Source organism: Empedobacter sp. EJD.6dd (genome assembly GCF_057369435.1).
This window is the reverse complement of sequence record NZ_CM170667.1, coordinates 3,014,910-3,038,167: the sequence shown is the minus strand read 5'-3', so window position 1 is coordinate 3,038,167 and position 23,258 is coordinate 3,014,910. Positions and strand designations below refer to the sequence as shown.

At 32.8% G+C, this 23,258-nt stretch carries 22 protein-coding genes and 2 rRNA genes; 8 read left to right on the top strand and 16 right to left on the bottom strand.

Features of this window, described 5'->3' with window-relative positions:
• Window positions 1-2: 2 nt before the first annotated feature.
• Window positions 3-506, bottom strand: coding sequence for a DUF2314 domain-containing protein (locus AC2I98_RS14265; RefSeq protein WP_486412306.1), 504 nt, complete (start codon window positions 504-506; stop codon window positions 3-5).
• 42 nt (window positions 507-548) lie between these two features.
• Entirely contained in the window at window positions 549-1,937 is a 1,389-nt protein-coding gene (locus AC2I98_RS14260) for an HTTM domain-containing protein (RefSeq protein ID WP_486412305.1), read from the bottom strand.
• 72 nt (window positions 1,938-2,009) lie between these two features.
• On the opposite strand from AC2I98_RS14260, the gene AC2I98_RS14255 reads away from it, so the two are divergent.
• A complete protein-coding gene (locus AC2I98_RS14255) occupies window positions 2,010-2,411 on the top strand; it encodes a thiol-disulfide oxidoreductase DCC family protein (RefSeq protein WP_486412304.1) in 402 nt (133 codons plus the stop codon).
• Between the two features lie 450 nt (window positions 2,412-2,861).
• Here the strand turns inward: AC2I98_RS14255 and AC2I98_RS14250 are convergent, their stop codons facing one another.
• Genes AC2I98_RS14250 through hisE form a run of 3 tightly spaced genes read right to left on the bottom strand, consistent with a single transcriptional unit; the run spans window position 2,862 to window position 4,687 of the window.
• A complete protein-coding gene (locus tag AC2I98_RS14250; RefSeq protein ID WP_486412303.1) occupies window positions 2,862-3,530 on the bottom strand; it encodes a TPM domain-containing protein in 669 nt (222 codons plus the stop codon).
• Window positions 3,531-3,546: 16 nt separating this feature from the next.
• Window positions 3,547-4,323 carry a M48 family metalloprotease gene (locus AC2I98_RS14245; RefSeq protein ID WP_486412302.1) on the bottom strand — a complete coding sequence of 259 codons (777 nt, stop codon included), beginning with the start codon at window positions 4,321-4,323 and terminating at the stop codon, window positions 3,547-3,549.
• 19 nt (window positions 4,324-4,342) lie between these two features.
• The gene (hisE, locus tag AC2I98_RS14240) at window positions 4,343-4,687 is read right to left on the bottom strand and encodes a phosphoribosyl-ATP diphosphatase (protein ID WP_486412301.1); all 345 of its coding nucleotides are present in this window, start codon (window positions 4,685-4,687) and stop codon (window positions 4,343-4,345) included.
• Between the two features lie 228 nt (window positions 4,688-4,915).
• On the opposite strand from hisE, the gene gcvP reads away from it, so the two are divergent.
• The 3 genes from gcvP (at window position 4,916) to AC2I98_RS14225 (ending at window position 9,861) form a co-directional block, all read left to right on the top strand.
• On the top strand, window positions 4,916-7,771 hold the full coding sequence (gene gcvP, locus AC2I98_RS14235) for an aminomethyl-transferring glycine dehydrogenase (RefSeq protein ID WP_486412300.1): 2,856 nt from the start codon (window positions 4,916-4,918) through the stop codon (window positions 7,769-7,771).
• 139 nt (window positions 7,772-7,910) lie between these two features.
• A complete protein-coding gene (gene aqpZ, locus AC2I98_RS14230) occupies window positions 7,911-8,621 on the top strand; it encodes an aquaporin Z (protein ID WP_486412299.1) in 711 nt (236 codons plus the stop codon).
• A gap of 46 nt (window positions 8,622-8,667) precedes the next feature.
• A complete protein-coding gene (locus AC2I98_RS14225; protein WP_486412298.1) occupies window positions 8,668-9,861 on the top strand; it encodes a PDZ domain-containing protein in 1,194 nt (397 codons plus the stop codon).
• 23 nt (window positions 9,862-9,884) lie between these two features.
• On the opposite strand, the gene AC2I98_RS14220 is transcribed toward AC2I98_RS14225, so the two are convergent.
• From AC2I98_RS14220 to AC2I98_RS14185, 8 genes are all read right to left on the bottom strand, one after another.
• Window positions 9,885-10,457, bottom strand: a complete 573-nt coding sequence (locus tag AC2I98_RS14220; protein WP_486412297.1) for a DUF1572 family protein — start codon at window positions 10,455-10,457, stop codon at window positions 9,885-9,887.
• A 216-nt stretch (window positions 10,458-10,673) separates the two neighbouring features.
• Entirely contained in the window at window positions 10,674-11,192 is a 519-nt protein-coding gene (locus tag AC2I98_RS14215) for a DUF421 domain-containing protein (RefSeq protein WP_486412296.1), read from the bottom strand.
• Between the two features lie 63 nt (window positions 11,193-11,255).
• On the bottom strand, window positions 11,256-12,164 hold the full coding sequence (locus tag AC2I98_RS14210; protein ID WP_486412295.1) for a M28 family metallopeptidase: 909 nt from the start codon (window positions 12,162-12,164) through the stop codon (window positions 11,256-11,258).
• A 70-nt stretch (window positions 12,165-12,234) separates the two neighbouring features.
• The gene (locus AC2I98_RS14205; RefSeq protein ID WP_486412294.1) at window positions 12,235-12,702 is read right to left on the bottom strand and encodes a hypothetical protein; all 468 of its coding nucleotides are present in this window, start codon (window positions 12,700-12,702) and stop codon (window positions 12,235-12,237) included.
• A gap of 305 nt (window positions 12,703-13,007) precedes the next feature.
• The gene (locus AC2I98_RS14200) at window positions 13,008-13,676 is read right to left on the bottom strand and encodes a sterol desaturase family protein (protein WP_486412293.1); all 669 of its coding nucleotides are present in this window, start codon (window positions 13,674-13,676) and stop codon (window positions 13,008-13,010) included.
• 131 nt (window positions 13,677-13,807) lie between these two features.
• Complete coding sequence (locus tag AC2I98_RS14195; protein ID WP_486412292.1) at window positions 13,808-15,091, bottom strand: citrate synthase; 1,284 nt, start codon at window positions 15,089-15,091, stop codon at window positions 13,808-13,810.
• An 80-nt stretch (window positions 15,092-15,171) separates the two neighbouring features.
• Window positions 15,172-16,464, bottom strand: coding sequence for a phosphopyruvate hydratase (gene eno / locus AC2I98_RS14190; RefSeq protein WP_486412291.1), 1,293 nt, complete (start codon window positions 16,462-16,464; stop codon window positions 15,172-15,174).
• Window positions 16,465-16,660: 196 nt separating this feature from the next.
• On the bottom strand, window positions 16,661-17,110 hold the full coding sequence (locus tag AC2I98_RS14185) for a hypothetical protein (protein WP_486412290.1): 450 nt from the start codon (window positions 17,108-17,110) through the stop codon (window positions 16,661-16,663).
• Between the two features lie 133 nt (window positions 17,111-17,243).
• Between AC2I98_RS14185 and greA the strand changes: the two genes are divergently transcribed.
• From greA to AC2I98_RS14165, 4 genes are read left to right on the top strand one after another with little or no spacing between them, the layout of a single operon-like run.
• A complete protein-coding gene (greA, locus tag AC2I98_RS14180) occupies window positions 17,244-17,723 on the top strand; it encodes a transcription elongation factor GreA (protein ID WP_486412289.1) in 480 nt (159 codons plus the stop codon).
• A 22-nt stretch (window positions 17,724-17,745) separates the two neighbouring features.
• Window positions 17,746-18,138: an HIT family protein gene (locus AC2I98_RS14175; RefSeq protein WP_486412288.1), complete on the top strand. Its 393-nt coding sequence runs from the start codon at window positions 17,746-17,748 to the stop codon at window positions 18,136-18,138.
• Window positions 18,139-18,141: 3 nt separating this feature from the next.
• Entirely contained in the window at window positions 18,142-18,711 is a 570-nt protein-coding gene (locus AC2I98_RS14170) for a tetratricopeptide repeat protein (RefSeq protein ID WP_486412287.1), read from the top strand.
• A complete protein-coding gene (locus tag AC2I98_RS14165; RefSeq protein WP_486412286.1) occupies window positions 18,712-19,095 on the top strand; it encodes a hypothetical protein in 384 nt (127 codons plus the stop codon).
• Here the strand turns inward: AC2I98_RS14165 and AC2I98_RS14160 are convergent.
• The 3 genes from AC2I98_RS14160 to AC2I98_RS14150 all read right to left on the bottom strand — a co-directional run bounded on the left by AC2I98_RS14160 (window position 19,092) and on the right by AC2I98_RS14150 (window position 23,126).
• Complete coding sequence (locus AC2I98_RS14160) at window positions 19,092-19,520, bottom strand: NUDIX hydrolase (RefSeq protein ID WP_486412285.1); 429 nt, start codon at window positions 19,518-19,520, stop codon at window positions 19,092-19,094. The genes AC2I98_RS14165 and AC2I98_RS14160 overlap by 4 nt on opposite strands.
• 530 nt (window positions 19,521-20,050) lie before the next feature.
• Window positions 20,051-20,158 (bottom strand): 5S ribosomal RNA (rrf, locus tag AC2I98_RS14155).
• A gap of 186 nt (window positions 20,159-20,344) precedes the next feature.
• A 23S ribosomal RNA gene (locus tag AC2I98_RS14150) occupies window positions 20,345-23,126 on the bottom strand.
• Window positions 23,127-23,258: the final 132 nt, after the last annotated feature.

Sequence of the window (23,258 nt, the reverse complement as noted above, 5' to 3'; positions counted from 1 at the left end):
AATTAATCTTCGAACTTAACTTTGTATTGTTCGTCAAATTTTGCACGTTCTTCTGGTTTTAATTTACTTCGCATATATTTTATCGTAAAACCACCAATCATTTTATCACCTTTATAATACATCCAATCTGATAATTTTGTAGGATCTATAACAACTGTATCATTGTGTTTTACCAGTTTTGTATATTGTGGAACATTGTCTATAATCCCTTTTAATTGATCATTATCTGAATAAACATCGCGAATCCAAATATGCTCTTTTTGAGTTGCATTCGGAATATCGTACATCTGTTTTACAATAAAGTTAGTTGTTGTTGTATCTTTCATCGACAAAGCCAATTTAAAATCATCAAACGTTTGTTGAGCTTCTTTCCCAATACTATCCAAATCTTTTTGTTCTTGCTTTTGTCTATCCAATCCTTTGTAAGCCTCTACTCCAGCATTTTCTTTATTTCCACAAGAAAATAATAATGCCGAAAATGCTATTGCAAATAATGTATATTTCATAATTGTATTCCTTTGATTGTTGTCCTATAAAGTTACATAATTTTATTCAAAATATGATAAATTCAGTTCCTTTGGCGTTGGCTGAATCCATTTTTGATGACCAAAATAACTCCATGTCGTGTAAGCTAAATTGTAATTAGGATTTGTAAATTGATAATATTCACTTCCATTCACAGACACTTTTGCATCAACAAAAACCTTAACATCTTTTATTCCTTTTTCTGCATAATCATGTTTAACAAATCGAGCAAATTGCCACATCATATCTGGACTAACCGCCATTTTTGACATTTGTTTGAAGGTTAAATATTGAGGTAAATCGACTTTTTCTCGTTCCAAAAACTTACCTTTTTTATGAGGATCAGGCTTCGAAACATATACTGTAACCTCGCCAGCTTTATTACGCAACATCATGCGCCAAGCCATACGATGACCTTCTTCGGTCCAAAAAACATTTCCCGGTATAAAATAATGACGAATAGGTAAATATATTTGCCAAATAACATAAAAAAACATCAAATACGAAAACATAACACGTCGTGTTGTCAACAAATTATCATCATCAGAACGATCCATCATAAATGATTTTTTAGGAAAAACAACTTCCTGAATTTTAACTGGATCGTAAAAGAAAATTAACATTGCTAAAGAGAAAAAAGGAAATATACCAATTCCGAAAACTGCAGAATTAAAAATATGAAAGAACACAGCACATTTAAAAGCGATTCCTCGTGTTTTACTCATCAACATTGCTGGAATAATTAATAAATCAAAAAAGAAACCTCCCCAAGCAAACACTTGTGCAAATTCTAAACTACTTACAACTTTTCCTAATCCGATCAAATTATATTTTGTTGTTAATAAATCTCCGTATTCGTGGAATTTCATTTGAAGAAATACACCGTTAAACCAATCAGGATAAATCTTCGCAAAAGCCGCAAATGTATAGACAATTAATAATTGAATGATAAATAATGTTGGCACCCAATTGCGCATTGTTAGACGTTTTATCTTAGGAAAAATCAAACTATCAATCGAAAAGAAATGATGAGCAGGAATTATCGTCATCATCCATGAAACTAGCATAAACAGATAATAATGATTATTGTAACTTGTTTTTTGCATGAAGTACGTCAACGACCATAAAATTGAAAATAAAATGATTGAAAATCGATAAGCAAAACCAAATACAATACACCATCCCAAAATTCCCATGAGCACGTACAAATAAATCATATTTTGTCCCAAGAAAACGTTTGTCCATTCGAATCCGATGAACGAAAATGTAAGTTGCGGTTCAACAAAATTACTTTGTACCCAACCTGTAAAAATGGCTCCCCAACATTCTGCAACAATTAATAAACCAAAAATAATTCGGAAAATTACAAGTGGAGAATTATCAACTTTTCGGAATAAGTATTCGCTAAACATGATTGATTGTTAATTTTGGCTAATTTAAAAATAACCTTTAGAGTTTAGCTACTTTTGGCGTATATTTATTGTATGAAAACGAGTAAAATTATTTTGTTTGATGGAATTTGCAATTTATGCAATCAATCTGTTCAGTTTGTAATTGAACATGACAAAAAAAATCAGTTTCGTTTTGCTTCTTTACAATCTGATTTTGGACAAAATTTCTTGAAAGAAAATAATCTGGATGCGACAAAATTTGATTCTGTCGTTTTTATTGAAGATGATAAATTTTATACCAAATCATCTGCCGCACTTAAAATTTCGAAATATTTGGACGGAATAACTTCGTGGTTGACTATTTTTATGATTGTTCCAAAACCTTTGCGAGATGTGGTTTATAGTTTTATTGCGAAAAATCGTTATCGTTGGTTTGGAAAACAAGAAAGTTGTTGGTTACCTACTCCAGAATTAAAAGCGAAGTTTATTGATTAATTTTTAATCTTCTTGAATCAAATAGTTTTTAATTTTTTTGAAAAGGATTAACCAAAAATAAAAAGTCAAAAAAAGATTTATGATTACAATTATTAAGAGAATATAATTTCCATTTAGAATAGTTGAATCTATTTCCCCCTTTTTTATAATTAAGAATGATAGAAACGTTGATAATAAATAAATGAAAAGGATTGTTAATTTATTTTTATTAAACATACTAATTAATAAAGATAAAAAAGAAAAAAATCCTATAAGAACAAAACAAGCATCATCATCTTGTTCTGGTTGCATATACAAACTCGACACTTTATAAAAAGTATCTTCATTTATCATATAAACTAATCCATCTGTAAATTTAAAATAGATAAAACAACAAATGATTTGAAAAAGATATAAAACTTCAAGGAAAGAGAAATGAACTTTCATATTTTATAATTCTGTTTAAATTATTTAATCAACTACTATTTTCTCTTTAATTTTTACAATAGCTTCATTAATTCCTTCAAAATACTTTTCTTCCTTAAAATTTGGAACAATTACCTCGTCAATTAGATTTTGAGAAAAATCGTCAGAAATAATATTTTGAGAAATCTTGTTCGTCGAAATTCTAACTTCTCTTAATTTTAAATTAAATACAATTATCATATTCCCTTTTTGAAATCGATCCGAACTATTGTTATTAAGAATTGAAAATGAATAATCTATTATATTTTCATTTGGAAAATAATCATCCGTCGAAATAACAAAAATTTGTAGATTATTTGCTGCTTGAGTCTCAATCAATAATACTTCAAGATTAGATAACTCTTCCCTATCAAATACTTTTTCTAAATCAACAACATTTGAAAACGGAACCAAAGAATAATTCTCTATAAAAGGAAATTCAGTGCAATTTTTAATCAAACTTTTTTGTAAATTGAACTGAAAAACATTTACATCTGAAGCTAAAAAATCTTCTGCTTCAGAATTGAGGTATTTATTAAAATCAAATAAATTTTTAGCTGGCTTTTTCTTTTTAAATGATTTACAAATTTCTTTACTTATTTGATCATAATCTTGAGCATAAGAAAATGCAATATTTGCAAATAAAAGAACTAATAGAAGTATATTTCTTATCATTACAACGAATTAAAATCTATTGATTCCTATATTTCTCAATAGCAGCTTTTATTTTTTCGCGACGATTTGCTGGCGATGGATGCGTACTTTGAAATTCAGGCACATTGCTTCCTCCTGAAGCTTCTTCCAAAATATCCATAACACCAATCAACGCTTCCGGATTATATCCCGCTTGAATCATAAATCGAACACCTAAATCATCAGACTCCAATTCATCATCACGACCATATTTCATGTTGACCATATTCGCTACAACTTGCGCATAATAAGCCGAATTAGCATCTCCAGCTGCAACACCAGCCGCTCCTGCAATTCCTTGAGAAAGTTCTTGTTTCGACATTTGCTCTGCACTGTGACGAGCTATAACATGACCTACTTCGTGTCCTAAAACTCCAGCTAACTGATCTTCGCTTTGCAATCGTGTCAACAACGCTTCGGTAATAAAAATTGGTCCACCCGGTAACGCAAAAGCATTTACTGTTCGGTTATCTGCCAAAACGTAAAACTGAAAGGGATAATTGGTTTTGTGTGCGTCACTATTGTTGACAACTTTCGCTCCCACTCGCTTTACGAGTTCTTGATATTGTGCATTTCGGGATAATCCACCAAATTCTTGCGCCATTTGCGGAGCCGAATTAATTCCCATCGCAATTTCATCATCTTTGGTTAAAGAAATATACTGCTTTTCGCCTGTAATTTCGTTTACAGAAGAAGATGAAAAATACTTAATAACAGAAAATATAACAATCGCTGCTGCAATTATTAATTTAATCGACGTTCCGCCTTTTTGCATAGTAGTGTTAAGTATTAATTTATTTTTTGTGTCTTTTTTTTAGAATTTCTAAAACATCTTTCAATTCAAAACCTCGAGCGTGTAAAGCCATTAGGTAATAAAAGAAAACATCTGCCGATTCTTCTAAAAAATTTTCATCACTATCTTGTTCCGAAGCAATAACCATTTCTACAGCTTCTTCACCCATTTTTTTAGCGATTTGCGAATTACCTTTTTTATGAACACGTTTCATTTTAGATTTTTTCGCATCTTCTAATTTTGCATCTTCCATCAATAATTCCAATTTTTTTAAGAAAGGAAATTTTTTCTCTTTTTTGACTTCAGAAGTTTTCTCATTAAGTTCCATAAAATCGTTTGTTTGCATAGATTTTTTAAACGTAGAATAAATTTAAGGAATTTTACTGAATTAATTGTTTCAATTTTATTGCCAATATTACTATTTTTTGAAAAAAAAGAAAGTTTTTCTTCTTAATAATATTAAAAAAAAGAAATTGAAATCCTCCAATTAGATTAATTTTTAACAAAACTATTCACTTTTATTTTAAGAGAAAAAAATGTATTTTTACACGAAAATAAACATAGCGCAAACACAATGAACACAAACGATTTTTCCATTAGACATATTGGAAACAATGCGCAGCAAGCAGCAGAAATGCTTTCTGTAATTGGGAAAGATTCTATTGATTCTTTAATTGAGGCTACAGTTCCTCAAAACATTCGATTGAAAAATGCTTTAGATTTACCAGAAGCTTTATCAGAATTTGAAGCTATTAATCATTTAGCTGAAATCGCTTCTAAAAATAAAAAAGTAAAAAATTATCTTGGATATGGATATTATGGTACAATTTTACCAGCGCCAATTCAACGTAATGTCTTAGAAAATACAGGTTGGTATACTGCTTATACTCCATACCAGGCAGAAATTGCTCAAGGACGTTTAGAAGCTTTATTAAATTTCCAAACGGTTATCTCTGACTTAACAGGTTTACCTATCGCAAATGCTTCTTTATTAGATGAAGGAACTGCTTGTGGTGAAGCAATGCACATGTTATTTGAATCTCGTTCTCGTGATCAAAAGAAAAACAATATTATCAAATTTTTTGTAGCTGATAATTTATTTCCACAATCTGTAGCTGTTTTAGAAACTAAAGCACACGGTTTAGGAATTGAATTGGTTATTGGAAACTTTGAAACAACTAAAATAACTGAAGAATTCTTCGGAGCGATTGTACAATACATCGGAAAAGGAGGACAAATCAATAACTATAAATCATTTGTAGAAAAAGCAAATGCTGTTAATGTGAAAATTGCTGTAGCAACAGATTTATTAGCATTAACATTATTAACACCTCCAGGTGAATGGGGAGCTGATATCGCAATTGGTACATCTCAACGTTTTGGTGTTCCTATGGGATACGGAGGACCACACGCTGCATTCTTATCTTGTACAGAAGAATACAAACGTGTAATTCCGGGACGTATTATTGGTGTTTCTCAAGACCGTTTAGGAAACTATGCTTTACGTATGGCTTTACAAACGCGCGAGCAACATATTAAACGTGAAAAAGCAACTTCTAATATTTGTACAGCGCAAGTATTGTTAGCTGTTATGGCTTCTTTCTATGCAGTTTACCATGGTAAAGATGGTTTACAGTATATCGCAAACGAAATTCATACAAAAGCTGGAATTTTAAATGCTGGAGTACAACATTTAGGATTCAAAACAGTTAATACTGAATTCTTTGATACTGTACAAATCGAGGTAGAAAACTCTGACGAAATCGTTAAGATTTTTAATGAAGAAGAAATCAATGTAAATGGATTCGAAAACGGAAAAATTTCAATCACAATTGATGAAATGACTTCTGAAGAAGATATTTTCGAAATTTTAAGTGTTTTTGCAACAATTAAAAATACAGAAGATGGTTTCGAATTTGAAGTAGATGATTCTTATTTACCTCAAGATTTAATCAGAACTTCTGATTTCTTAACTCACGAAAACTTCAATTTATATCATACAGAAACTGAATTAATGCGTTATATCAAACGTTTAGAGCGTAAAGATTTGGCTCTTAACCAATCGATGATTGCATTAGGTTCTTGTACAATGAAATTGAATGCTGCAACAGAATTATTGCACATGTCTTGGGAAAGAATGGGGAATGTACACCCTTTCACACCTAAAGATCAAGTAGAAGGTTACCAAACATTAATTAAAAACTTAGAAGATTATTTAGCTGTAATCACTGGTTTTGATGCAACTTCTTTACAACCAAACTCTGGTGCGCAAGGAGAATATGCAGGATTGATGGTAATCCGTTCTTATTTTGAAGCAAGAGGAGAAGGACACAGAAATGTAGCTTTAATTCCACAATCTGCTCACGGAACTAACCCTGCTTCTGCTGCAATGGCAGGAATGCAAGTTGTTGTTGTGAAAAACTTAGAATCTGGTGAAACAGATTTAGTGGACTTGAAAGAAAAATGTGAAAAATACAAAGATAACTTAGCTGCATTGATGATTACTTATCCATCAACTTATGGCGCTTTTGATAGCAATATCGAAGAAGTTACAGAAATGATTCACGCTTATGGAGGTCAAGTTTATATGGACGGTGCAAATATGAATGCACAAGTTGGATTAACTTCTCCAGGAAATATTGGTGCAGACGTTTGTCACTTAAACTTACACAAAACATTCGCTATTCCTCATGGAGGTGGTGGACCTGGTGTAGGACCAATTTGTGTTAAAGCACACTTAGCTCCTTTCTTAGGATCTTCTCCATTAATCGAAACTGGAGGAAAAGAAGCGACAAATACATTTGCTGCGGCGCCTTATGGTTCTGCGTTCATTTTACCTATTTCTTATTCTTACATTTTAATGTTAGGTGCTGAAGGTTTATTGAAAGCAACACAAGGTGCAATTTTAAATGCTAATTACATGAAAACTCGTTTAGAGAAACATTTTGATATCTTATATACAAATGCAAACAATGTAGTGGCACACGAATTTATCTTAGATTGTCGTCCATTCAAAAAAGCAGGTATTGAAGTTACTGATATTGCAAAACGTTTGATTGATTACGGATTCCACGCGCCGACAGTATCTTTCCCAGTTGCTGGAACATTGATGGTAGAACCTACAGAATCTGAAAACAAAGCAGAATTAGATCGTTTTTGTGATGCATTAATATCTATTCGTCAAGAAATTGATGAAGTTGCAAACGGAGATTATCCAGTTGACAACAACGTATTACATAACGCACCTCACCCAATTCACTTGATTACAGCAGATGAGTGGGAATATCCTTACTCTCGTTCTAAAGCTGCATATCCTGCAGAATGGGTTCGCGAACGTAAATTCTTTGCATCTGTTTCTCGTATTGATGATGCTTACGGAGATCGTAACTTAATCTGTACATGTGCGCCAATTGAGGCTTATATGGATTAATAAAAAATAGATTTTCATTAAATATAAAATCGTTCCGAAAAATTTCGGAGCGATTTTTTTATGCATTTTAACTTAAAAATGTTTTTAATTCTTAAAATTTTCTTAAATTCACTATCACTAATCTATTAGAAAAATAAATATGAAAAATTATGCAGCCGAGTTTTTCGGTACATTTTGGCTAGTTTTCGGAGGTTGTGGTAGTGCAATCTTTGCAGCTGGTATTCCCGAATTAGGAATTGGATATGCAGGCGTTTCACTTGCCTTTGGTTTAACAGTATTGACAATGGCTTATGCGGTAGGACATATTTCGGGAGGGCATTTCAATCCAGCCGTATCTTTCGGTTTAGTTGCTGGTGGTCGTTTTGATGCAAAACAATTAGCACCTTACATTATTTCTCAAGTTTTAGGTGGTATTGCTGCAGCTGGTGTATTATACTTAATCGCATCTGGAAACTCAGATTTTGCAATTGACAATACCAAAGCTGGTGCTTTTGCATCGAATGGATATGGAGCCTTTTCTCCACATGGCTATAGCTTGCAAGCTGCATTTATAGCAGAATTTGTTTTAACAGCTTTCTTCTTAATTGTAATTTTAGGTGCAACAGATAAATTTGCAAACGGAAAATTTGCTGGAATCGCAATTGGTTTGGCTTTAACATTAATTCATTTAATTTCTATTCCAATCACTAACACATCTGTAAATCCTGCCCGTTCTACATCACAAGCTATTTTTGTAGGCGGTGAACCTTTAACGCAATTATGGTTATTCTGGGTTGCACCAATCGCTGGTGCAATTGTAGGAGGATTGATTTATAAATTATTATTACAAAAAGACGAAAGTCAAGCATAAATAGAAAGCTCCGAATGGAGCTTTTATAATTAAATAACAAAATATAATGAAGTTCAAAATATTTTTATTATTTCTAACATTTAGTTTTTTTTCTTGTTCGCAAACAAACAAAGAGTATAAGTTAAATTACTATGGTAGTCATTTATATTTCGATATTCTTTTAAATTCAAAAAAAGATAATGATAAAAATAGAAGCTTTATTTTTGACACAGGTAGTTCCGATTTATATATTGATAGTATTTATTATAAAAACAATCTTTTTTTAAAAGATAAAAAAGTTGCTAAAGGAAAAATATCAGGAGCAGGAGAAAATAAAAAAATTGTTAGAGTTATTATCGATTCTATAAATTTTAAAATAGATAATCAAGATGAATATTCATCAAAGATTACACCTATAATTGATATCAAAAATATTGTAGGTAAAAGGGGAAATGGAATATTTGGTTTAAATTTTTTCATGAATAAAAAAATTCAACTTGATTATAAAAATCAAAAAATGATTTTATATGATACAATTAACAATTCCGTTTTAAAACATTACAAAAAACTACCTCTTATCATAAAAGATAATCGTTTTTTTATTGAGACTGAAATCAAATTAGATTCAACTAAAATAAAAGGATTATTTATGATTGACACAGGATATCCTGGTACAATAACCATAAATAGTGGTATTGTTAATGCTAATCGAATAAGCAAAAAAAGTAATTATATTTCTGGAGGAATCGGTGGAGAAAGTACAGGTTTTACCACTATTTCAAATTTAATTAAAATACAAAATTTCATTTTAAAAAATACAATTATTGATATATCAACTGATAAATTAGGTGCACTAGCTAATCCTAGTTATACAGGTACTATTGGAAATGAAATACTTGATAAATTTGATCTTATTTTTGATCGACAAAATTTTTTTTTGTATTTGAAAGAAACTCAAAGCTTAGATAAAAGTTTCAATAAAAACACTTTAGGTTTTTCAATTATAGATAGAACTGATATTCATAAAGGATGGATTGTCACTTCTCTATATTTAAACTCTAAAGCTGCAAAAAATGGATTAAAAATTAAAGATCAAATAATAAAAATAAATACTATTCCTGTTGAAAAATTAGGCGATGATATTTTATGGAAAAAAGAAATTATTGATACAAAAGCAAATATAAATCTTGAAATATTAAGGAATAATAAAACTTATTATATAGAATCATCTGTTGAATATCTTCCCAATATCTTTAAATAATAAACAGATTATTTAAAAAAACCTTATTTATTTTCATCTTTCAAAAACTCATCTGTAAAATGTTGAGTTTTTTTGTCGGAAGAAAATTTAGTTTGATTATAATCAGATGATTTATTTTTTGGGATTGAAAGTGAATACCATTCATTGTCTTTTAACATCTTTCCAATAAAAACAATTTGACCAACATGATATGGATAATGAGCCAGTTGACGATTTATAGCTTCTAAAACGGTATGTCCTTCGTTTCTGATAAAAATAATTTGTTCCAAATCTTTATCTGTTTTTATTTGAGAAAGTGCTTCAAATAAACAATTCCACCCATTATTCCATTTCTCTAAAAGTTGTTCTTTAGTTTTAATTATATCTTCAAATTCTTGATCTCGATTTCGCCACTCTTTTTCTCCATCTGTAGTCAAAAAATCAGTCCAGCGTGACAACATATTTCCAGCTAAATGATTTACGATAATTGCAATACTATTCGAATTTTCATTGTATTGCCAAAATAAATCTTCTTCATTTAATTGCGAAAAGGTTTTTTCACCTAATTGTTTATAATATTGGAATTGCTTAATAATTCCATTCATAACTTCACTCATTTATTGTTTTTTTTCTTTGTATACAAAATGTTTTAATAGTCGCAATACAACATAAAGAACTATCAATACAATTATATATTTGTATAATTTTTCCAAACCTTCTATCGGGAAAAAGTTAACCGAAAGAATCAAAAACAATAAAATTGCAAGAATGCAATAACTTAATGGATTGATAATTTTATTCATAAGTATAATTTTTAGTAGATAATTTTCTCTTTAATTTGCGCCTTGTAAATTCTTGTGGCTATGTTTGCGTTTATAATGAGTTTCTTTAAATTGATTTTTGTCTGTCGTCACAATCGAAATATTTCCATCAATTTCCATCATCGCCAATTTCACATCTTTTATATGTTCTACGCCATGTTCGCGCATCGCCTCATTCAATTCTTCCGAATTAATTCCCAATTTACTCAACATTGTAAAATCTGCTCTTCCATCTTTGATCAGAATTTCAGCTTTTTGTTCGATTAAATTTCCTAAAAACTTATTTTTCAATAAAATTCTTTTCACCACAAAATTCAAAAGAAATAATACAAAAGCAGCAATCAAACCTCCTTGCAAACTCGAATCTGAACCTACCATTGCATTCTGAACCGCATTACTAATCAATAAAATCAAAATAACATCTGCTGTATTCAATTGTGATAATTGTTGCTTTCCAAAAATTCTTAACGCTATCAGCATAAAAAAATAAACCGAAATACAACGTAACACAATTCCTAAGTAGCCTTCCATATAATAGTTTTATGACAACAAAAGGTAATAAAAAAATCCGTTCAAATTGAACGGATTAAATCTTTATTTTAAATATTTTGGAGCTTCATTTTTCTTCATCATTCCATATAATGAATTTGCAATTCCTTGTGTGATTTCTGAAAGATTATCAAAATTAATCACCGAAATCTCATCATTTTTTTGATGATAATGTTTCTGGTTTTCCATATTCACAGACGAAAGCGCATGCGAAACTACTTTATGATTCACGAAATTGACATTATCTGAGCGGAAAAATAATTGTTGTTGTAAATAAGGATCATTTTCAACCTTGAATGTTTTGGAAGAATTTTTGTTCATCAAACTCATCAAATCAGAACGATCACTTCCTGTCATATATACTTTTCCTTCACCAAATGCAGAAACAGTACCTATCATTTCTAAATTCAGCATCACTTTCATGTTTGGTAAATACGTTTGAAAATCTGTATTTTCTACCAACATTTTAGAACCAATTAAGCCTATTTCCTCTGCATCAAAAGCCATAAACATCATTGTTTGCTTCACTTTTTTATTCTTAAAATAATCAGATAAAGCCATTACAGCAGAAGTTCCACTCGCATTATCATCGGCACCATTAAATACTTTATCTGCATCACTATCATTAGTTCCGATATGATCAAAATGAGCACCTACAGCATAAATTTCAGACGATTTTCCCTCTTTTATTCCACAAACATTTTGTCCTGTTTTACCTTTATATTCAAATTCGATTAAATATGAATCTCCTACACAAGGTTTTAGCTTATTTTGTTTAAATTTTTCTGCAATCAATTCAGCAGCCAAACGATTTTCTGGTGTTCCAAATTTTCGACCCTGCATAGCATCAGAAGCTAATTCTTCTACATATTTCTTTTGATTTTCTTTTGAATATTGAGCATTAGCTTGATTGAAAGCAAGCAATCCAATTGCAAGGAAAGTATATTTTTTCATTTTTCTAAGTGTGATAATTTGACGGAAGATAATTAAATTTTTATAATAATTACAATTTTCAAAATAACATCTAATTATATACACAAGGATAGATATCTTCTTTTATCAATTCCGTTTTACCTTTTACTTCTTTAAGATACCAAGAAGAAACAATAGGACCTGTTGATACATCATAAAAATTATATCTGTTGAGATCAATCTTAAATCCTGTTTTTTCTATTGAAATTGACTTATCTTTTTTCAAAATGATAAACACAATTTCATCACTCAACATTGTACTAAAAATATTAGTATTTGGTCGAAGTAGTTTACTTTTCTTTGAACTTGTTAATTCAATATAATCTTCCTTTCTAAAATCTAAAACCCAAACATACCCCTCTCTTTTACATTTTTCATAAAGATTTATTTCAGAAATTATTTCCTTTAAGCTTACGTCATTTAAAACAACTAATTCAGCAGAAAAATCTTCATCTTTCTTTTGAGCAAAAAGTAAATTAGAAAATAACAATAGATGTATTATAGTTTTGATACTATTCATATTATAGTTGTTTAAACTTTTTTACTATACAAAACGTGATATAACTCTTTAATCTCTTTTTATTTTCATTTTTTTCTTGATAAAAAAACGAAACAAAAAAATCAAGGTTATAAATCTTTGACTAAAAATTATCAACACTTCGGAAATGATTTAAAAATTCACATACGTTCATTAAATCATTAATATCCTACGCTTATTCAATTTTATTAACGTAAAAGCTTTAAATACCTTTTTTTTTCAATCCTTAATAAAGGAAAACTAGCTGAATATTTAAAAATCATTATTTGAAAGTTTAAACAAGTTTATTATTTTCTCTTCTCAAACATCAATTCTTTTACTTTTTCTTTGTCTTCTTTTTCATTTTTCAGATCGAACATTGTACCAAAAACACGATCCCAAAAGGTATTAGAAACTCCAAAACCCAACTCTTCGTCTTTGTAATGATGCAAATGATGATTGCGCCAAAGAGGTTTCATAAACATGAAAGGCGGCGCAACAGCATGAATCAAATAATGCATAGACGCATACAATAAATAACCAATCATAAAACCAGGAAAGAAAGCAAATGTATATTTTCCGAGAATTAAATATTGAATAAAAAATATAATTGACGCCAAAATAATACTCGGCACTGGAGGCATAAAAAGACGTTGTTTATCGCGTGGATAATGGTGATGATTACCATGAAAAATATAAACAATTCGTTTCAAACTTTTTTGTTCTGCTGTCCAATGGAAAAGATAACGATGAGCAAAATATTCGAACAAAGTCCAAAATAACATGGCACCAAAAAAAAATGAAATAACCGTTATTGTAGATAAATTGTACCGAGAAATTCCATAATAAATACAATAAGAAAGTAACGGAATATACATTCCCCAAATAACTGCGGGATGACCTTTTGTCAACATTTCGAGGTATTTATTTTCGAAGATTTGTGCTTGACCTTTATTATGTATTTTCTCAAATTTCATGTGGATAAAATTTAATTCACTTAAATATAAGTTTTTAGCACATTTTAAACAAATAAACTCTAAAAATTTATTATAAAAAAATCCGAAAATCAAGATTTGATTTTCGGATTGTATAGTCAATAAGAAAGTTCTTATCTGTTTTCGATGTTAACGTAATCACGTAATGGAGCTCCTGTATATAATTGACGAGGACGACCAATAGGTTGATTCGTTTCGCGCATTTCCATCCATTGTGCAATCCATCCTGGTAGACGTCCAACAGCAAACATTACTGTAAACATTTCTGTAGGGATATCTAACGCTTTGTAGATAATTCCTGAATAGAAATCTACGTTTGGATATAAGTTTCTTGATTTGAAATACTCGTCTTCTAAAGCAGCTTTTTCTAATTTTTTCGCAATATCTAAAATAGGATCGTTGATTCCTAATTTTTCTAAAACGTTGTCAGCAGCAACTTTGATGATTTTCGCACGAGGGTCAAAGTTTTTATAAACACGGTGTCCGAATCCCATTAAACGGAATGGATCGTTTTTATCTTTTGCTTTCGCTAAGTATTTTTCAACATCTCCACCATCATTTTTGATCGCTTCTAACATTTCTAATACTGCTTGGTTAGCACCTCCGTGTAATGGTCCCCATAAAGCTGAGATACCACCAGAGATTGAAGCAAATAAACCTGCGTGAGAAGATCCTACTAAACGTACACTTGATGTAGAACAGTTTTGTTCGTGATCTGCGTGTAAGATTAATAGTTTATCAATTGCATCAATAATAACTGGGTCTAATTCTAATTCTTGACCTGGTTTTTTGAATAATAATTGATAAAAGTTTTCTACGTAAGATAATTTATCGTTAGAGTAGTTTACTGGTAAACCTTTGATTTTTCTTTGAGTCCAAGACGCTAATACAGGGAATTTACCTAATAAAGTAACTGCAGCGCGGTACATATCTTCTGGAGAAGAAACGTCAACACATTTTGGGTTGAATGCAGATAAAGCAGCTGTCAAAGAAGTTAAAACTCCCATTGGGTGAGCAGAACTTGGGAATGCATCTAAAATTTTGATTAAATCTTCTGATACATAGTTGTACTCATTAATATCTGCTACAAATTTATCTAATTCAGCTTGAGTAGGTAATTCTCCTTTGATTAACAAATACATCACTTCTACGAAAGAAGATTTCTCTGCTAATTGCTCAATAGGATAGCCACGGTACATCAATTTCCCTTCTTCACCATCTAAAAATGTAATTTTAGACTCACATGATCCTGTATTTTTATACCCTGGATCCATCGTGATTAACCCAGTAGCACTTCTTAACTTAGAAATGTCAATAGATTTCTCGTCCATTGATCCTGTTGTAACTGGAAGTTCCAACTCATTTCCATTGTAATTTAATATTACCTTATCTGACATTTTATAGTTTATATTATTTATTGCGTAATTTACAATTATTTTATTAATTCGGGACTGATAATTGTCAGCCCGAAATAATTTTATCGCTTAATTTTAAAAGCCTTAAGACCTGGGAAGATTGCAGTCTCTCCAAGAATTTCTTCGATACGTAATAATTGATTGTATTTTGCCATACGATCAGAACGAGAAGCAGAACCAGTTTTAATTTGTCCTGTGTTTAATGCTACTGCTAAATCAGCAATAGTAGCATCTTCTGTTTCCCCAGAACGGTGAGACATTACTGCTGTGTAACGAGCATTTTGTGCCATTTGTACCGCTTTGATTGTTTCTGTTAACGTACCAATTTGATTAAATTTTACTAAGATAGAATTTGCTGTTTCAGCATCAATTGCTTTTTCTAATTTAGTTACATTCGTCACCAATAAATCGTCTCCAACAATCTGAACACGTTTACCGATTTTATCTGTTAAGATTTTCCAACCTTCCCAATCGTTTTCATCCATACCATCTTCGATAGAAATAATTGGATATTTCTCTGTCAATTCTGCTAAATAAGCTGCTTGCTCTGCAGAAGTACGGATAGCTCCTTTCTCTCCTTCGAATTTTGTATAGTCATATTTTCCATCGTGGTAGAATTCTGATGACGCACAATCTAAAGCAATCATAATTTCTTCACCTGCTTTGTAACCTGCTTTTTCTATTGCAGAAATTACGGTATCTAAAGCATCTTCTGTACCATCAAAAGTTGGTGCAAATCCACCTTCGTCACCTACTGCAGTAGATAAACCTCTATCGTGTAAAATTTTCTTTAATGAGTGAAAAACCTCAGTTCCTTTACGTAAAGCATCAGAGAAAGATTCAGCCTGTACTGGCATAATCATAAACTCTTGGAAAGCAATTGGCGCATCAGAGTGAGAACCACCGTTTACAATATTCATCATAGGAACTGGTAATGTGTTTGCATTAACACCTCCGATATATCTAAATAATGGTAAACCTAATTCTTCTGCAGCTGCTTTAGCTACTGCCAAAGAAACACCTAAAATTGCATTTGCACCTAATTTTGCTTTATTTTCTGTTCCGTCCAAATCAATCATTACTTGATCGATCAAATTTTGTTCGAAAATTGAAAAACCTATTAATTCTGGAGCAATAACTTCATTTACATTCTCGATCGCTTTTAATACTCCTTTTCCTAAGTATAAATCTCCGCCATCACGTAATTCTACTGCTTCATATTCTCCTGTAGATGCTCCAGATGGAACAGCTGCACGACCTAATATACCTGATTCTGTGATTACATCTACTTCTACAGTTGGGTTACCGCGAGAATCTAAAATTTGTCTTGCATGGATATGCGAAATAATGCTCATTCTTGTTACTTTTTTAATTGATAAAATTTTGATTTACCAAAAATAGTGGATTTGTATAATCTTTACAACGAAATTACCTTTTTTTAAAAATAATTTGATCCAAAAATAATCTAAAAAATTTATGCATGCATAATAAAGAAGTATAAATTTGAATTCTCAATGGTTTTCATGAACTAATAAGTTGAGTTAAAATTTATTAATTCGTAATAGTTATCACACCATTTTGATTAGCAAAAACCTGATAAGTACGTGGAGCACGATTTGCAACTTTTGTTGGTTGCCCTGTTAACAACATCCATTCAGATCCATCTTGATCACAAACTATGCTAATATCATTTTTCACATACAATGTCGTTTTTTCTCCTGGACAAATATGGGGTGCATTGCGATCGTATGCTTTATATCCCGAAGCTGTACGGACTACAATTATACCTCTAGTGCCAGCTGTTGCTCCATCTACATATATCCATCCACCAGGATTGTTTAGATTAGAATACAAAGGTAATGTGGTATTAATAGAAACACTTACAGTTGTTAAAGGTACACAACTTACAGTCCCATCATCCGAATTACAAGATTGTAAAATCAAGATAAATGCACCAAAAAATAAAACCTTATTTAGAATCGTTTTAATAAACTCTTTCATTTTTAATTTCGTATATATTTTTTACTATCTTTGTAATAGAAAAATAAAAATAGTCCTGCGCATAACAACTATATGTGTAGGATTATTTATTTTATATGACTATTTAATAAAAAATTAATTAAACATTGTTGTTATGGCAAATATACAATATGTAACGAAAGAAGGATTAGAAAAGTTACGTGAAGAGCTTCATCAGTTAGAAACTTTTGAGCGTCCAAAGATTTCGCAACAAATTGCTGATGCGCGTGATAAAGGAGATTTATCTGAAAATGCAGAATACGATGCTGCAAAAGAAGCTCAAGGAATGTTAGAAATGCAAATTGCTAAATTAAAAGAAGTTGTAGCATATTCTCGTGTAATTGATGAATCTAAGTTAGACCATTCAAAAGTATCTATATTATCAAAAGTTAAAATAAAAAATACAGCTAACAATCAAGAATTAGTGTACACTTTAGTACCAGAATCTGAAGCTGATTTAGCTAAAATGCGTATCTCTGTGAACACTCCAATCGCAAAAGGATTATTAGGAAAATCTCTTGGTGATATTGCAGAAATTACATTACCTAACGGAATGACTTTAAATTTTGAAATTTTAGAAATATCTTTGGACTAAGATTTCAAAAATTAAAAAACATATGGCAAGCATTTTCACTAAAATTATAAACGGAGAAATACCATCATACAAAATTGCCGAAAACGATCATTATATCGCTATTTTGGACGCTTTTCCTTTGGTAGAAGGTCATGTATTAGTAATTCCGAAAAAAGAAGTCGATAAAATATTCGATTTAGATAAAGATACATATTTAGGTCTAATGGACTTTTCATATGAAATTGCACAAGCTATAGAAAAAGCAATACCTTGTTTACGCATTGGCGTATCAGTTGTTGGATTAGAGGTACCACATGTACATGTGCATTTGGTTCCTCTAAATTCAATAGACAATATCAATTTCTCAAATCCAAAACTTCAATTATCTGCGGAGAAAATGACTGAAATTGCAGATAATATCAAATCATATTTATAATCGATGAACAAATACATTAAATTAGTAATCGCCGCTGTATTAATCGCTTTAGCAATCTTTTTGTTTACCATTCGCGAATACGGTTGGGGATTTGTTTCGTTATTAGTCGCTGTATTTCCAATTTTATTTTATTTCAGAAATGAAAACATTTTGTTGGCATTCTGGTTTTTACGTAAAGAGGATATGGCAAAAGCGAAAAAATGGTTACAAAAGATTACCAATCCATCATCGCAATTAATCCCAAAACAAATGGGATATTACCATTACATGATGGGAATTACTGAAGCACAAGACAATGTTTCTGTTTCAGAAAAATACATGAAAGAAGCTTTAAATTACGGTTTATCTTTTGATCATGACAGAGCAATGGCAAACTTATCTTTAGCAGGTGCTGCAATGGCAAAAGGTAAAAAGAAAGAAGCTGAAGGCTATATAAAAGAGGCGAAGAAAAACGATTCGAAAGGAATGTTTACTGATCAAATCAAAATGATGAACGATCAAATGAAACGTTTCAACGTAAGTAATTCGCAATTACAAAACCCACATATGCGTCACAAAGGACGTAAATTCTAAATGGATATTTCAAAACTTACAGAAGAAACATCATCAAATAACAACAAGTGGAAACAAATTGAAGAATTCTTCATGCAAAATTTCACTGACGGAGAACGACCAGATTTAGATACAATTCTTTTTTTAATCGGTGTTCAAGAATTAGGACAAGGAAAAAAACGATTCAAAAAAGATGATAAACTTAATTTATTACACATTGCTGTTTGTCGAGTGTTAGAACCTTTCGGATTTTACCGATTTGACGGACAAGACCCTGATGGTTGGCCACATTTTGAGTTGTTGGAAGATTTACCACCGCTTAAAACAAATGAGCAAACTTTATTGATGAAATACGCAGTTATCCAGTATTTTGATGATCAAAAAATTATAAACTTCGAATCTTAAGATTCGAAGTTTTCTTTTTTATACATTTCTACAACCACTTTATCAGCATCTAACGTAAACTTTTTTGCATCTAAATTCTGAGGTTCTATCCACAACAATTCGTTGATATCAGCATCCAAAATTTTTAATTGACTTAAAGCCTTATCAGTAATTGTAGCTTTATAATAAATTAAAATAACCTGTTCAGAGGGATCAAAAGCATTTAATACAAAAAAATCCTGAGTATAAAAATGAGAACTAATTTCAACATCAAGATTTAGCTCTTCTTTAAACTCACGAATCAAACATTGCTTAGTTCCTTCACCAAATTCCAAACCACCTCCAGGAAACTTATAAATCAGCTTTCCCTGAAATGGTTCATGAATGACCAATACTTTTCCCTTATGCTCTAATAACGCATATATACGTACGTTAAATGGTTTCATATATTCTACAGATTATAATAGTTAAAAGTAAATAAATATTTTATAATTAAAGTAAAAAATATTTTTGGTCGTTCCCTCTCTAATAAGCATTCGATAATAAAAAAGTCTTACATATAGCTCGGTCGGGCTATCCGTTCCAATCTTTTGTTTTTTGGGGTTGCTGAGCCTGTCGAAGTACAAAAAACAAAAGGATTTCCACTACTATCCCTAACGCGGGTTGAGTTCTAAGTTTTGAGTTATAAGTTATAAGTTATAAGACGTAAGATTTAAGACTTACAGAATAGAAGTAGAAGTTAAACTATCATAAGGGTGTTTTCAAGTTCTGAGTAAGTTGTAAAAAGGAAGCTTTCTTTTTATCAAGAAGAAGCTTCTCGTTGACTAATTAGAAGCCTCTTGTTGGATGAAAGCAAGCTTCTTGTTTTATAAAACATAGTTTGGAGATGCGTAAAGCTTAAAACGTTCAGCCTAAAGCGCGACGTATAACAACAAAAAAAGATCCTCAAGAAATAAATCTTGAGGATCTTTATAAAAACTGGCGACGACCTACTCTCCCGCAATAGCAGTACCATCGGCGCAGGCAGGCTTAACTTCTCTGTTCGGAATGGGAAGAGGTGAGCCCTGCAGCTATAGTCACCCTAATATTTTTAAATAGGTATTAGTTTCTATTATAGCTTGACATTACTAGTTTTATACAATCTGGTATTACATGTTTAATCCAAATAAGATTAACTAACCTTCTCTATGACGATTAAATCATTTGTTAGTATTTAATCTTTAATTTAATTTTTATTGGTATTGCTACCAACTATCTCTGATTCGTACTTTCGAAAAAGTCTATGGGTAATTAGTACTACTCGACTATGACATCACTGCCTTTACATCTATAGCCTATCAACGTTGTAGTCTACAACGACCCTTTAAAGAAGTCTAATCTTGCGGCGAGTTTCGCACTTATATGCTTTCAGTGCTTATCTCTTCCAAACGTAGCTACTCAGCGGTGCACCTGGCGGCACAACTGATACACCAGAGGTTTGTTCAACACGGTCCTCTCGTACTAGAGTCAACTCCGCTCAAACTTCTAACGATCACAACAGATAGAGACCGAACTGTCTCACGACGTTCTGAACCCAGCTCGCGTGCCACTTTAATGGGCGAACAGCCCAACCCTTGGGACCTTCTCCAGCCCCAGGATGTGACGAGCCGACATCGAGGTGCCGAACCTCCCCGTCGATGTGAGCTCTTGGGGGAGACTAGCCTGTTATCCCCGGAGTACCTTTTATCCTTTGAGCGATGGCCCTTCCATACGGAACCACCGGATCACTATGTCCTGCTTTCGCACCTGATCGACTTGTAGGTCTCACAGTCAAGCACCCTTATGCCATTACACTCTACGCACGGTTACCAAGCGTGCTGAGGGTACCTTTGAAAGCCTCCGTTACTCTTTTGGAGGCGACCACCCCAGTCAAACTACCCACCATGCACTGTCCTTCCAAATGGAAGTTAGGCTCCAAGTAAATAAAGGGTGGTATTTCAACAATGACTCCACAATACCTAGCGATACTGCTTCATAGTCTCCCACCTATCCTACACATTATTTACCCGAAGTCAATACAAAGCTATAGTAAAGGTTCACAGGGTCTTTTCGTCCCGTTGCGATTAACCGGCATCTTCACCGATACTACAATTTCACCGAGATCATGGTTGAGACAGTGCCCAGATCGTTACACCATTCGTGCAGGTCGGAACTTACCCGACAAGGAATTTCGCTACCTTAGGACCGTTATAGTTACGGCCGCCGTTTACTGGGGCTTCAGTCAAAACCTTCGAGTTACCTCTAAGCTCCTTCCTTAACCTTCCAGCACCGGGCAGGTGTCAGACCCTATACGTCATATTTCTATTTTGCAGAGTCCTGTGTTTTTGATAAACAGTCGCCTGGGCCTTTTTACTGAGGCTGACATTGCTGTCAGCGACCTTTCTCCCGAAGTTACAGGTCTATTTTGCCTAATTCCTTAACCATGAATCGCTCGAGCGCCTTAGGATACTCTCCTCGACCACCTGTGTCGGTTTACGGTACGGGCTGCACATCTCGCTATTTCTTGGAACAATGTTCAGAGGATTATCACTCCAGCCGAAACCTTCGTGTACTATCCCTACTTTACGTAGGTTCAACGTACTATTCCGTCAGTACGCACCTCCTACAATCATTCGTCACTTTTATTGAGTGCAGGTACGGGAATATTAACCCGTTTGCCATCCACTACCCCCAAAGGGTTCGTGTTAGGTCCCGACTAACCCTCAGCTGATTAGCATAGCTGAGGAAACCTTAGTCTTACGGCGAATAAGTTTCTCACTTATTTTATCGTTACTCATGCCTACATTTTCTTTTCTAAAAGCTCCACCACCCATTACCAGGTGACTTCTGCGCCGTTAGAATGCTCCCCTACCAGATGTACATAAGTACAAATCCATAGCTTCGGTAATATGCTTATGCCCGATTATTATCCATGCCGGATCGCTCGACTAGTGAGCTGTTACGCACTCGTTAAATGAATAGCTGCTTCCAAGCTAACATCCTAGCTGTCAATGCAATCCAACCGCGTTTTCTCAACTTAGCATATATTTGGGGACCTTAGCTGATGGTCTGGGTTCTTTCCCTCTCGGACATGGACCTTAGCACCCATGCCCTCACTGCCTAGAAACATATATTAGCATTCGGAGTTTGTCAGGAATTGGTAGGCGGTGAAGCCCCCGCATCCAATCAGTAGCTCTACCTCTAATATACTTAACTAAACGCTGCACCTAAATGCATTTCGGGGAGTACGAGCTATTTCCTAGTTTGATTGGCCTTTCACCCCTACCCACAGGTCATCCGAAGACTTTTCAACGTCAACCGGTTCGGTCCTCCACTTTGTGTTACCAAAGCTTCAACCTGCCCATGGGTAGATCACAAGGTTTCGCGTCTAATACTACTGACTTAAGCGCCCTATTCAGACTCGCTTTCGCTACGGCTCCGGACCTGAAGTCCTTAACCTTGCCAGCAACATTAACTCGTAGGCTCATTATGCAAAAGGCACGCCGTCACACTTACGTGCTCCGACCGCTTGTAGGCGTACGGTTTCAGGTTCTATTTCAACTCTCTATTCGAGATACTTTTCACCTTTCCTTCACAGTACTAGTTCACTATCGGTCTTTGAGGAGTATTTAGCCTTGGAAGATGGTCCTCCCATATTCGGACAGAATTTCTCGTGTTCCGCCTTACTCGTTATCAACTAGATAAAAATTTCACCTACGGGACTATCACCCTCTACGGTTAACCTTTCCAGGTTATTCTGTTATCCTTATAAAGTCTTTAGGGCTAATCCGCGTTCGCTCGCCACTACTTACGGAATCTCAATTGATTTCTTTTCCTATTGGTACTTAGATGTTTCAGTTCCCAACGTTCGCTCCCATTGCTGGGTGACATGCCTTCAACATGCCGGGTTGTCCCATTCGGAAATCTACGGATTAATGCGTATGTGCCGCTCCCCGTAGCTTATCGCAGCTTATCACGTCCTTCATCGCCTCTCAAAGCCTAGGCATCCGCCGTACGCCCTTTGTAACTTTTTTCTCGATTTAACCGTCATATTATTGAGCGGTTATGTTAATCTTACTCGTTTTCTTGATTAATTGTATACCTTATATAAACTTTGATTTATTTCTAAATCTGTTTTGATTGTATGCGATTATAAATAAATTATA